7 protein-coding genes and 1 tRNA gene are annotated in these 13,906 nt (G+C 39.4%); 3 read left to right on the top strand and 5 right to left on the bottom strand.

Features of this window, described 5'->3' with window-relative positions:
• The first annotated feature begins 490 nt into the window (after nucleotides 1-490).
• On the top strand, nucleotides 491-2,341 hold the full coding sequence (locus LY28_RS09820) for an ABC transporter ATP-binding protein (protein WP_110462010.1): 1,851 nt from the start codon (nucleotides 491-493) through the stop codon (nucleotides 2,339-2,341).
• Nucleotides 2,341-4,170 (top strand): ABC transporter ATP-binding protein, encoded by a 1,830-nt coding sequence (locus LY28_RS09825; protein WP_110462011.1) that lies wholly within the window; start codon nucleotides 2,341-2,343, stop codon nucleotides 4,168-4,170. The genes LY28_RS09820 and LY28_RS09825 overlap by 1 nt, the downstream gene beginning before the upstream one ends.
• A 158-nt stretch (nucleotides 4,171-4,328) precedes the next feature.
• Here the strand turns inward: LY28_RS09825 and LY28_RS09830 are convergent, their stop codons facing one another.
• Nucleotides 4,329-5,105 carry an MBL fold metallo-hydrolase gene (locus LY28_RS09830; RefSeq protein WP_110462012.1) on the bottom strand — a complete coding sequence of 259 codons (777 nt, stop codon included), beginning with the start codon at nucleotides 5,103-5,105 and terminating at the stop codon, nucleotides 4,329-4,331.
• A gap of 192 nt (nucleotides 5,106-5,297) precedes the next feature.
• On the opposite strand from LY28_RS09830, the gene LY28_RS09835 reads away from it, so the two are divergent.
• Nucleotides 5,298-6,599: a nucleotidyltransferase gene (locus tag LY28_RS09835; protein WP_110462013.1), complete on the top strand. Its 1,302-nt coding sequence runs from the start codon at nucleotides 5,298-5,300 to the stop codon at nucleotides 6,597-6,599.
• A gap of 93 nt (nucleotides 6,600-6,692) precedes the next feature.
• Here LY28_RS09835 and LY28_RS09840 read toward each other — a convergent pair whose 3' ends face one another.
• From LY28_RS09840 to addA, 4 genes are all read right to left on the bottom strand, one after another.
• Complete coding sequence (locus LY28_RS09840; RefSeq protein ID WP_110462014.1) at nucleotides 6,693-8,360, bottom strand: ribonuclease J; 1,668 nt, start codon at nucleotides 8,358-8,360, stop codon at nucleotides 6,693-6,695.
• A 100-nt stretch (nucleotides 8,361-8,460) separates the two neighbouring features.
• Nucleotides 8,461-9,651 (bottom strand): glycosyltransferase family 4 protein, encoded by a 1,191-nt coding sequence (locus LY28_RS09845; protein WP_110462015.1) that lies wholly within the window; start codon nucleotides 9,649-9,651, stop codon nucleotides 8,461-8,463.
• 237 nt (nucleotides 9,652-9,888) lie between these two features.
• Nucleotides 9,889-9,962, bottom strand: a tRNA-Gln gene (locus LY28_RS09850).
• 82 nt (nucleotides 9,963-10,044) lie between these two features.
• The gene (gene addA, locus LY28_RS09855) at nucleotides 10,045-13,866 is read right to left on the bottom strand and encodes a helicase-exonuclease AddAB subunit AddA (RefSeq protein ID WP_110462016.1); all 3,822 of its coding nucleotides are present in this window, start codon (nucleotides 13,864-13,866) and stop codon (nucleotides 10,045-10,047) included.
• Between the last annotated feature and the right edge of the window lie 40 nt (nucleotides 13,867-13,906).

Raw genomic sequence — 13,906 nt, forward strand, 5'->3', positions numbered from 1 at the left:
ATATCGGGACGATATTCTATCGTTTTTCAGGCGAATTAAGCTTTCAAGCTAATTTTGAACATAGTTTGAATTTGTTTTGACTTTAGGAGGCTTCAGCCTCAAACCCAAACTATCGACCGATGAAATCGGTTTTTAGCCGATAGTAATTGACTTTAAATAAACGGTGAAAGGAGTGTTTATAAAATGGAAACAGCTAAAATCAATGAGGTGTTTCATCAATAATTCAATATCGGACCTTTAGCTAAGCACACTTTTTAGGCTTTCTTTTGGTCAGCATTTGAGTAACCGTCATTTACAGTTAAAATATGTTTACATATTATTGAACACGATGCATGAGTTATCGTGTTTTTTTGTTCCCTGTTTTTATTATTTTTCGTTTCTTTAAATGATATTTATTCAATGGTAAACAATATTATATGACTAAGGTCCGTAACCCCGGCCAAGAAAGCTTTAATTGTTTTGTGCCGGAAGTCCGGCGTGGGAGGTTAGTATGCAATTTAAAAACAAAGGTAAATTAAAAATGCTTTTATCATTTATTAAGGGCTATAGATGGTTATTTATTGCCGCAATTTTTTGTACAATGCTTGCAATTGCTTTTAACTATCTTTTGCCTCAGATTACCAAAATAATTATAGACTCAATTATCGGAACCGAGCCACTAAAGCTGCCAAAGCCCGTCCTTGAGTATATAAATCTGCACGGCGGAAGAGATATGCTCAGAAGCAACCTTCTTATATGCGCTTCTGCAGCTGTTGTTTTAGCCGTACTATCAGGTATTTTTACATATCTGTACAGAGTGTGCATAGCCAAGGCATCGGAAGGTACTGTCAGAAAGCTTAGAAACCATCTGTTTAACCATATTCAGAAGCTTCCCTACAGCTGGCATGTAAAAAATCAGACAGGAGATATCATACAGCGCTGTACTTCTGATGTTGAAGTAATCAGGAATTTTTTGCTGCTTCAATTTATAGAAATGGTCAGGACAGTATTTCTGGTTACCTTTTCTCTCTTTCTTATGTTCATGATGAATGTTAAGCTATCGTTGATTGCACTTGCATTTATTCCAATTGTAATTGCTTATTCCGCCATTTTTTATAAAAAAATTGCCGATAGATTCAAGTACGCCGATGAAGCCGAGGGAGCACTTTCAGCCATGGTTCAGGAAAACTTTACGGGCGTGCGTGTAGTTCGTGCCTTTGGGCGTCAGGCTCATGAGATTGAGAGCTTTGATGTGAAAAACGATTATTTTGCAAATTACTGGATTAAGCTGGGCTTTGTACTCAGCAAATATTGGGGCATAGGTGATTTCTTCTCCGGGCTTCAGGTAATGCTAATAATTGTTTTCGGCTCTATTGAAGCTGCACACAGTTTGGTTACCCTCGGAGAATTTCTGGTGTTTATATTCTATAACTCCATGCTGGTTTGGCCAATAAGGAACTTCGGCCGGATATTATCGGAAATGAGTAAAACAAGCGTTTCTCTCAGTCGTATCAAAGAGATTATTTCCGAAGAGGAGGAAAAGGATTCTGAAGGTGCTGTAACTCCTGATATGTCAGGAGATATTGAATTCAAAAACGCAACCTTTAACTATGAGGGTGTTAAACCTGTTTTAAAAAATATATCCTTTAAAATCAAATCAGGCACCACCTTTGGCATCTTGGGCGGCACAGGATCAGGAAAATCAACAATTATGTATTTGCTTGACAGGCTTTACGAGCTTCCTGACGGCTGCGGAGCAATTGAAATCGGCGGTGTTGATATCAAAAGGATTAAGCTTGACTATTTGAGAAGTAATATCGGGTTTGTACTTCAGGAACCCTTCCTGTTTTCAAAAACCATCAGAGAAAACATTGATGCCTTTGAGCATACCGGAGATATGGAGCTGATTCGCCACAATGCATCAGTTGCTGCGGTCGATGATGCTATCATTGCATTTTCTAAAGGCTATGACACAATTGTAGGCGAAAGAGGAGTCACACTGTCAGGCGGTCAGAAGCAAAGAGTCGCTATTGCCAGAATGCTCATGCAGAAATCCCCTGTTATGATATTTGACGATTCTCTTTCAGCCGTTGACTCGGAAACAGATGCAAAAATACGTGCTCAGCTTAATGAAAATACGGCAAACAGTACTGTAATTCTTATATCACATAGAATAACGACATTAATGCATGCTGATGTAATAATGGTTTTGAGTGACGGTCAGATTTCTGAAGCAGGCTCTCATTCCGAGCTTTTGAAAAACGAAAACGGAATATACAAAAAAATATATGATATTCAAAACAGCTTTGAGCTTGAGCTTTCAGACTCTGTTCAGGCTGTTTCCTCCGGAGGTGGTAATTAATGGCTTATTTAGAAGAGGAAGAGTACAAAAAGCCCTTTTCACTTAAAGTCTGGGCTAAAATAATACCCTTTGTACAGCTATACAAAAAGAATTTTATTTCGGCAGTAGGTTTTTTGATTTTGATATCTGTTATAGATGTAACTTACCCGCTTTTTCAAAGATATGCGATTAACAATTTTATAATACCGGCTTCAGTTTCGGGCATTGGTAGGTTTACCTTTTTATACAGCTGCGTTCTTTTGTTGCAGGTAATTGCAGTAATAGTGTTTATTCAAAATTCAATGATTGTTGAGCTGAATGTTGCCAAGGCTATCAGAAAAGCCGCGTTTGTCCATCTTCAAAAGCTCTCTTTCAGTTATTACAATACTACTCCTGTCGGCTATATGATGGCAAGAGTAATGAGCGATACAGGGCGCATCGGCCAAATGGTATCCTGGGGCATGACGGATATTCTTTGGGCGGTTGTTTATGTACTGGGTGTTTTTATTGCAATGCTTTTCCTGAATTTTAGGCTGGCATTGCTGGTTATGTGTGTAATCCCGATTATCGCACTTATTACAATGTATTTTCAGAAAAAAATACTTAATGTGAACAGAAAAATCAGAAAAATAAATTCAAGGCTGACAGGAGCTTTCAATGAAGGCATTACCGGCGCAAGTACCTCTAAGACACTTGTTATAGAAGACAAAAACCTCAAGGATTTTTCCGTTATAACAGATAATTTTTACAATTCCTCCATACGCGCCACCGTTCTTAATGCAGTATTTATCCCCATAGTGCTATGCTTCAGCACTCTTGCAGTATGCATAGTTCTTGTCCGCGGAGGTTATCTGGTTATTAATGATGCAATGGAATTCGGAACACTTTCTGTCTTTATTACTTACGGAATAAGCATTTTTGAGCCGATACAGCAAATTGCACGTGTGTTTGCCGATTTTGTATCCACACAGGCCAATATTGAACGTGTAACGGGACTGATTGAAACTCAGCCGGACATTACCGATACACCTGAGGTTATTGAAACGTACGGGGACAGCTTCAATCCTAAAAGGGAAAACTGGGAAGCAATAAAAGGAGATATTGAATTCAGGAATGTTTCCTTCAAATATCCTGACGGAGATGAATATATATTAAAGGACTTCAACCTCACAATACCGGCAGGAACCACCGTTGCAATTGTCGGAGAAACAGGCGCAGGAAAAAGCACTCTCGTGAATCTTGCCTGCAGATTTTTTGAACCCACGGAAGGTCACATACTGATTGACGGAAAGGATTACAAGGAACGTTCACAGCTATGGCTTCATACCAATATAGGCTATGTGCTGCAAAGCCCTCATCTTTTTTCGGGAACAGTTCGCGAAAACATAAAATACGGGAGAGCATCCGCATCGGAGGAAGAGATTGAAGCAGCCATTAAGGCAGTTTCTGCCCAATCCGTCATTGATGGCATGGAAAACGGTCTGGACACAAATATCGGTGAAGGCGGAGACAGGCTCTCCACCGGCGAAAAGCAGCTCATATCCTTTGCCCGTGCAATTATAGCCGACCCGAGGATATTTGTACTGGACGAAGCCACCTCATCAATTGACACACAGACAGAACAGCTTATTCAGGATGCCATTATGCACATATTAAAAAACAGGACTTCTTTTTTAATTGCTCATAGGCTATCCACTATTAAAAAAGCAGATATCATACTGGTTGTCAAGAATGGAAATATTATCGAGCGCGGAACCCACAAAGAGCTATTGAAGCAAAAGGGCTATTACCACTCCCTGTATCAGAAGCAGTTTGAAGAAGAAACAGGTGCCTCTGTGCTGAACAACTAAGCTGCCATCGATTGAAGAACCGAGGATATCAACCGATAGCTTTGCTTTGAAGCCGATTTGGTTTCTAATTAAAGTCAATTACTGTCAAAGCCTTATCCCGATAGTAATTGGCTTTAATCTGAACCTGTCCTGCTTCTCTCAAATCAAACGATATTGTATTATCTGATTCTTTCAGGATTATATACCACCTCACACCTCCCACGCTTATAAATAAGCCCGCTGTGGAATTGATTGTCATACGGCCTTCCGGTGCATCCTGATAAAATATCCTTAAGAGCATTTTCCAGTTCATCAATAAATGAAACATTTTCGTTGTTCCTATGTCCCATATAAATATTATCAAAATCTTTGCGGTAGCCCTTTACTTCCTTTACCGTTTCAAGGTATTCCGCAAGCGTTGTTGATTCCCCGAGCTGCATCCATACATGGGATATTATTCCGTCACCCGAAAAAAGAATTCTGTGCTTTCTGTCCAAAATTCCGATACTTCCGGGGGTATGACCTCTAAGAGAAATCACCTCAAGAATATTTCCGCCTATATCAAATGTTTTTCCGGCTGAAATAAACTCCAATGCTGCATTACTTTCACACCACTCCTGCACCTCCTTGTCCGTCAGATTGTATCGCTTCTTTATATCGTCCTTCATAGCGAATTTAATTTGTTTATGCTCCTCGTACAAAGAAATATCGTCCTTGCTTATGTAGGCTTTGTCAAAATAATGGGCACCGAAGGCGTGATCTATATGCCCGTGTGTGCACACAACTATCAGCGGCTTTTTAGTTATCTCTTTCACCGCCTCCTTAAGGTTCAGACAGCCATAGCCGGTGTCTATCACCATAGCGGAGGTTTCCCCCTCAATCACATAAATGCTTGTATCTGTATCCTCTATCTCCGTTACCCCCGGAACAACCTGAAACATCTTATATCCGTCCATTTCTCCACCTCAAAATATAATATATTTATTCCTCACACATAATTTAGCATTTACATGGGCTTATGGCAAGCAATATTCTGCGCAGATTATATACAAATTTCAGGTTGAGAATTAATTGCTTAGTTGTTATAATAGCCATAGCGCTTAAGGCGTATAACCGAACAGAATAGCTTTATAAATCGCGGAGGTTTTATGAAAGTACTGGGTATTATTGCCGAATATAATCCTTTTCATAACGGACACAAGTATCACCTTGAGCAGTCAAAGGAGCTTACCGGCTGTGATGCGGTAGTTTGCGCAATGAGCGGTAACTTTATACAGCGCGGTGAGCCTGCCGTTATAAATAAGTTTGCCCGTGCAGATATTGCACTTCAGAACGGAGTCGATCTGGTTATTGAATTGCCTCTTCCCTTTGCTATGTCAAGCGCTGAGTCATTTGCCTTCGGAGCCGTAAAACTTTTGGACAGCATAGGAATTGTAGACTGTATCTCATTTGGCAGCGAACAGGGTGACCTTGAGGCTCTTGAATTTATTTCCGACATTCTGGTCAATGAACCGGCCGAATACAAAGCCGAGCTGAAAAAACAGCTTTCTCTGGGACTATCCTTTCCGGTTTGCAGGCAAAGAGCAGTATGTAAATATATGGAAAATAAACCTGCCGCAAACTTTTCAGCTGCTTTGCCAACCGTTTTGGAAACCTCAAACAACATATTAGGGATTGAATATCTGAAAGCACTCAAGCGGCTTAAAAGCAATATCAGACCCTATACTGTCGAAAGAATAGCAAACCTGTACAATTCAAAAGCCTTTACCGGTAATATTTCAAGTGCCACCGCAATCAGAAACAGCATTTGCAGCGCAGATGCCCTGAATACCCCTTCATTATGCAGCAATGCCGCACAAGCTGTTCCTGATATTTCCAAAACAGTTATTGAGAAGGAATTTAATGAAGGAAGAGGCCCCGTTAATATATATAAATATGAAAATATACTTCTAGCCCTTATAAGAAATACAGATATTTGTAAGCTTGGCAAAATAGCAGGTATCTCGGAAGGCCTTGAATACAGAATAAAAAAAGCTGCCGAGCTTTCAGGCAGCTTTGAGGAGCTCTTATCGAAGATTGGTACAAAAAGGTATACCAAGACCAGAATTCAAAGAATTCTTTTATCTCTTACGGCAGGTATCACAAAGCGTGATACAGAATTATTCATGCAATACGGCGGCCCTCAATATGCAAGAATATTAGGCTTTAACAAAACCGGCAGAGAGCTTCTATCAAGAATGAAAAGGACCTCTATCCTTCCCGTTATCACCAAGCCGGCAGCTTTTAAAAATTCCTGCAACGGACTTCTTGCAAGAATGCTTGAAATCGAAGCCCAGTCTACTGACATATACGTTCTGGGATACAGCAATTCCTCCTGCAGAAAGGCAGGTCAGGAATATACCAAAAACATGATTATTTATAAGCAGGACCCTTGCACTTCTAAATTTTAGCCAATAAGCAAGCTTTAAACCGATTTTGATACCTCGAACAAAAAAGCCCTTTGTAAAAGCTGTATAATACTGTTTTTACAAAGGAGCTTCTTTTTATATTTCCATTATTATAGGCAAAATCATTGGCTTGCGTTTTGTTTTTTCATAAATACAATCTTTCAAGTCCTCACGAATGGCGGATTTTCTGATGGACCAATCGCCTCGGCTTTTTCCGGCGCTCTTATTTGCAGCCTGCTTTGCAATTTCTTTTATTTGTTCCATAAGGTCTTCAGACTCACGCACATAAACAAAGCCTCTTGAGATTATATCAGGACCTGCAACCACATTGCCGGTATCACCTTCTATAGTTATTACAACTACAATTAAGCCATCCTGTGACAAATGTCTCCGGTCTCTCAATACAACATTACCAACATCACCGACACCCAGTCCATCCACAAGAACCCTGCCTGCCGTAACACTTCCGTTGATTTTTGCAGAATCATGAGTCAGCTCAAGCACCTTGCCGTTTTCAAGAATAAAAACATTTTCGTTTGACATTCCCATTTTTACGGCTAAATCTGCATGTTGCCTCAAATGCCTGTGTTCGCCGTGTACAGGCATGAAAAACTTTGGCTTGACCAGATTGTGTATAAGCTTGATTTCCTCCTGACAAGCATGCCCTGAAACATGTATATCAGCTAAAGCCTCATATACTACCTTTGCACCCTTTTTAAACAATTCATTTACAACTCTTGATATAAGCTTTTCATTTCCAGGGATAGGAGAAGCTGAAATAATAACCAAATCACCGGGTATAATTTCCACCTTTTTGTGCTCTCCGAAGGTAATTCTTGTCAAAGCAGACATTGTTTCACCCTGACTGCCTGTTGTGATAATAACAAGCTTATCCTGAGGTACTTTGTCCATGTTCTCAACATCAACAAGCACACCCTCCGGAACGCTCAGATATCCAAGCTCCATTGCTACATTTACGACATTTACCATGCTTCTTCCTATTACAGTAACTTTTCTTCCGAACTTAACCGCGGAATTTATTATCTGCTGAACTCTGTGAACATTAGATGCAAAGGTTGCAACCAAAATCCTGCTCCTGCATTCTGCAAATATTTCGTTAAAGGTTTCTCCCACAGTGCGTTCAGACATTGTGTAGCCTTCGTTTTCAATATTGGTGCTGTCACACATCAATAACAAAACACCTTTTTTGCCAAGCTCGGCAAATCTTGCCAAGTCTATAGTTTCTCCCTGTATTGGTGTATAGTCAATTTTAAAATCCCCAGTATGGACAACAACTCCGATTGGTGTGTGTATAGCCAACGAAACTGAATCCGCAATACTATGAGTAGTATGAATAAGCTCAACCTTAAAGGGATCCAGATCAATGGTCTGTCCTGCTGCAACAGTCCTTAAATCAGTGGTATCCAGTAAATTATGCTCTTCAAGCTTGCATTTTATTAAGCCTATCGTCAGTTTTGTCCCGTATACGGGCACATTCAGCTCTCTCAAAACATACGGCAAGGCACCGATATGATCCTCATGACCATGTGTAAGGACTATAGCTTTAACCTTTTCCTTGTTTTTAACCAGATAAGTAACATCAGGTATAACTAAATCTATTCCCAGCATTTCATCTTCAGGGAATGAAAGTCCGCAATCAACAACAACAATATCATCACCATATTCAAATGCAGTGATGTTTTTGCCGATTTCCTGCAATCCACCCAGTGGAATTACTTTTAACTTTTTTTTACTTTTTGACACAATTAAACCTCCAATTTTAACAATAAAAAATAACTACTTAAAATAGAGCAACTAAATATTCAGTTTTTGCTTTGGAAATATTTCCTTATAAATAAAGCAACTATTTAGCCTCTGCTGAGCTGTCAAATTGAGAAATAACATACTTGTATTCATCAGAAATCATCTTTGATATATTATTCCAATTATATAGCTTATGTACCTTCTCCATTGCCGAAGAGCATATCTTTTCAGACAAAGCTTCATCCTTTAGCAATTCTAATATGCAATCAGCCAAAGAATTTGAATTCCCGTTATAAAACTTCATTCCATCTTCTTTATGGGTTACTATCTCGTTGAGACCTCCAGCATCCGAAACCACAACAGGAATGCCTGCAACCATTCCTTCAAGCGCAACAATGCCAAAAGGCTCATATGTGCTCGGAAAAACCGCCATATCCGAACATTTATATAGGTGTAATAAGACCTCCTCACTTACAAAACCAGTAAAATATACCTTTTCGTTAATATTAAGTTTCTGGCTGAGTTCTATAAGATTATTCAAACACGGTCCTTTGCCCGCAATTACAAACTTTACATCCTTAAAATCATTTAATATTTTAGGAATTGCATTTAATAAAACATGAACTCCCTTTTCATTAACAAGTCTTCCCACATAAAATACTATTTTTTCATTCGGGGAAGCATAATTTTTTCTGAATTCATTATCTTTATATATATTATCAAATTTGCTTAAATCAACCCCATTACTGATAACACTGATTTTATCAGGCTGAATGCCAAATACAGAAGCCAGCTCATCCCGCATATAATTGCTGTTGACGATTATATAGTCCGACTCGTTCATCAGCCATTTTTCTATATTATTTATCGTTCTCGATAAATCAGTATGTATTCCGTTGTTTCTTCCATACTCGGTAGCATGAATAGTTGTAATTACAGGAATATTATTTGTATGCTTAATAACTCTGGCAGCATAGGCCACAAGCCAATCATGAGCATGTATAATATCGAACTCATGCTCCCGGACAAGCTTTACGGCATATTCAACCATAGCAAAATTAAGCTGCATTACCCATTCCACAAAAGTGCTGGAGGGGTTATTATATACATGCACACGATGTACTGTTACATTTTTGTCAAGCTCATACTCCTTTGTATACGGCTCCCAGCAAGTTAAAACATGCACCTCGTTTTCAGACTCGCCAAGGTTTTGTGCCAAATCATAAACCACTCGGGAAATACCTCCTATTATCCTTGGCGGATACTCCCAAGACAGCATTAATATTTTCATAAATATTTCCTCTTTTAACGAAATATCTAAGTATTATCCACAATTATAAGTTATCTACACTATTCTATCATATTAAAGCATATATTACAAAATACATTTTTACATCATTATTACTTTTCAGAGATAATACGTAGAATATTACTTATCTTTTTATTAATTTTATATATTAATTTCAATTATAATTCATTATAATGCCCATAAAAAAAAGTATTTCAATATAAATAATTGAAATACTTTTGGCTGCGGGTCAAGGATTTGAACCCTGACGAACTGAGCCAGAGTCAGTCGTGCTGCCATTACACAAACCCGCAACGTCTTCAACAAGAAGTATTTTAGCATGATAACTTGAATGTGTCAACACTTTTATTGTATATTTTTATTTTTTATCACTGCTTACATTTCAAGCAGCTCTCCTGTATAAAATAAATAAACATATCTTTCACTAACCTGTAAACCTGTCAGCATTTCAAGGGCTCTTGAATAGTATGAAAGCTGTATGCCGTATTTTTTCTTTATTTCTTCAAGACTGCTTCCTTTAGAAATATAGTCTGTTTTATAGTCAATAAGAATTATTTTGTCCTCTTCCTCAAAATAGCAGTCAACAACCCCCTGAAGCAAAATATTTTCCTCGGTGATATTGACCTCAGCAGCAGGATAAAGCTCTTCAAAAGGCAGCTCAATGTTAAAGGGAACCTCTCTGTAAAACCTTCCCGATGCAAGCATTCTCCGGCAGATAGGCGATAGAACAAATTCACTTATCTTTCCGACCTCAACAGCCTCTGCCTGCTTCTGAGTAATCAATTCTAATTTCACCATGCCGGCAAGCTGGTTTTCAATATTTTTATTATTAAAATCAATATGCTGCATTACAAAATGCATTACCGTACCCTTTTCAGCAGAGCTAAGGCCCTTCTTCTCCTGCAGAAACAAAGGCTTTTTTATGCTTGACTGCTTATTTATGGGAGTATCCTCTCCTTCATTATTTATATTAAAAAACCTCTTTATCTCTGTAACAGATATTTTTGACGGTATACTTGCAAAGCTGCCGTATTGGTATTTCCAGTTCAATCTTCTTTTTATTTCGTTTATGCTTATCAAATCTGCCCTATTGTCGCTTTTAAGCCATTCTGCCGTGTCTATATGGTTTTCCTCCTGCCGAACTACAATGGGTGCAGCTGCCTCCCTGCCATTGTGAGCAGATAAATCCCACGGTATCTCCTCGCCGGAGCTATGCAGCCTTACCCCAGATAAAACCTCCGGAACAGCCGCTTCCTTAAAGAAAAACCCCTCTCCCTTCAGGCTGTCATAAGAGCAGTGCCTCATTATGGAAGGGCATAGCCAGTCCAGATAATTCTGTGCTTTTAAAATATCATAAGCCGGAAATTTTTCCTGCTTGGCCCGCGACAAATCCAGCCACTTTTTTGCGGACTTTTCAAGGCTATTGACCGCTCCGGTAATAATAAGCTTTTCTCTGGCTCTGGTCATTCCTACATAAAGAATCCTCATTTCTTCAGAGAGTGTTTCTGTTTTCAGCCTTTGTCCTATAGCCAGCTTAGGAGCCGAAGGATATTTTATCCTCCTCTTATAGTCAACAAAGTCAGGGCCGAAGCCCAACTCCTGATGAAGTAAGATTCCTTTATACATATCCTGAAAATTGAATTTTTTACCGCAGCCGCATAAAAATACCACTGGAAACTCCAGCCCCTTGCTTTTATGTATACTCATGAGCCTTACCACATTATCATTCTCACCAAGTATTTTGGCACTTCCCATATCACCCTTATTTGTTTTCAGCTTATCAATAAAGCTTATAAAATTGAACAATCCTTTGTAGCTGGTGCTCTCAAATTGAAGCGCCCTTTCAAAAAGCACGCGAAGGTTGGCCTGCTTCCTTTCACCGTCGTGCATTGCTCCTGCAATACTAAAATATCCGGTATCATTGTATAGCTGCCAAATCAGTTTATGAGTGGACATATACATAGACATATCCCTCCACTCCTTCAATTTTCCCAAAAAGTTTCTGGCCTTCAGGCTGCTTTCCTTTTCGCCGGATGCCAGTACATTTAAAGCTTCAAATAATGATGACTTGCGGTCGGCAAGACGCAGCTCCGCTAAATCACCTGTGCTGAATCCGGCTATGGGTGATCTTAGCACCGACAGCAGAGGTATATCCTGATAAGGATTATCAATTATTTGTAAAAGAGATAAAATCACCTGTATCTCCGGGGTTTTAAAAAAACCGTTTCCGGTATCTGCAAATGTAGGTATGCCCGATTTCATAAGCTCTTCTGTGAATACATCTGTCCAATTTTTGGTGGTCCTGAGCAGAATAACAATGTCTTTAAATTGCAAATCCCGGTACTTATTTGTTTTTTTATCCAGAACACTGAATTTTCTCCCTTTCCCATCAGGCCGAAGGAGCTCGGCTATCCTGTCTGCGACTACTCTTGCCTCCTTCTGGAGATTATCCAATATTTCGGCCTCATCGTTATTTTCAGACATATCCGTTTCCTCTTCATACCCGCCATTTTCCAAGGCTTCGCCGGCACTGTCATTTGAAGAGGCTGTTTCTATTAAATGCAGCTCAACCTTGCCTCCCGTTTTCCTGCCTTCCTCATTGTTCGCAGGAAAAACAGCAGCCGGATTCAGTTTTTCGGAATCCGTATAATCAAGCTCGCTTACACCTTCTGACATTATCTGCTTAAAAATAAGATTTACCCCGTCAATAACCTCCTTTCTGCTTCTAAAGTTCTTGAACAGCAGTATCTTTCTATAAAGCCCTTTTTCCTGACCCGAATAGCTGTTATATTTATCAAGGAAAAGCTCCGGCCTTGCCTGCCTGAATCTATAGATACTCTGCTTAACATCACCGACCATAAATACATTGGGAGTTCCGGCATCTTCCTTTGAAATCATGTTAATAATAATCTCCTGTACCGAATTGCTGTCCTGATATTCATCAACCAGAATTTCAGAATATTTTTCCTTATAGGCTTTTGCAGCCTCAGTAGGACAAAGATTGCCTTCTTCGTCAGTCCCGGAAAGAATTTTCAGGCAGAAGTGCTCCAAATCATTAAAATCAACAGAGGCTCTCTGATTTTTTTTGACTGCATATTTATTTTCGAAAGCTGAAACAAGTCTGGTCAGGCACTTAAGAACGGGATACATTTTGCTTAAATCAGAAATTATCTCCTGTGATCTAAATAAAAAAACCTCCTCCTTCAGATTTCTTATATATGCCTTTAACTCATCTCTTATTTTCCTTACTTCTTCCTGAACCTGCTTGTCCGCCTCCTTTGCGCATCGCGGCAGCGTACCGAACTCAATATTAACCAGACAGTCATGTATTCTGTCCCATGCTGAACTTATAGCCCCTTCATTTCCATGAATATCTTTTCTTACTGCGGCATCAAAAATATTAAGCAGACTGCAAAGGGCATCTGCATCCTCTTCAAATACAGGCAGGTACTTTTCCAGTCCCAAAGCAAATTTCAGCCTGCTGCATGCCTGCTCCATAATATCCCGCAAACCCTCAAGCCTCATTTTTACAGCTTCAAGCAATATTTTTCCCCATACGGTATCTGCAAAATCCATTTCTAAATCAAGCTTATAGCTTTCAATCTGCTTGTCTAACCATTTCTGCGGCCACGGACAGCTCTGGACAAAACCGTATATATTAAGAACCAGCTCTTGTATTCTTCGGTCATCCCTGTTGCTTCCATAGGATTCAAGCAATTCAAAAAAATCCTCATTATTTTCTTCATTTTCGTATATTTCCTCAAACAGCTCGTCCAGAGCCTCCGACTTCAGCAGAGCTGCCTCTGTCTCATCAAGAATTCTGAACTTGGGGTCAATATCAATACTCTGAAAATTGTTTCTGATAACCTCAAGACAAAAGGAGTGGATTGTGGTTATAGAGGCCTTGCTCAAAAGCGCAAGCTGTCTCTGCATGCTTTTTACCGCCTTATTTCCCTCAATGGCCTTTGATATTGCCGCCCCGATTCGCTCTCTCATTTCTGTTGCAGCTGCATTGGTAAATGTCACTACAAGCAGCGAGTCAATATCAACCGGTGTTTTTTCATCTATTATTTTTTGGATTATTCTCTCAACCAATACGGCTGTTTTTCCAGCACCTGCCGCTGCTGCAACCAGCAGATTGCAGTTGTTTTCGGTTATAGCGGCATACTGCTCTTTTGTCCATTTCATTTCAGGCATTTATTACTCCCCTTCTTTTCTCCTTATAGCCTTTTAAGTA

The sequence above is a fragment of the Ruminiclostridium sufflavum DSM 19573 genome, from assembly GCF_003208175.1.
Taxonomy (GTDB): domain Bacteria; phylum Bacillota; class Clostridia; order Acetivibrionales; family DSM-1351; genus Ruminiclostridium; species Ruminiclostridium sufflavum.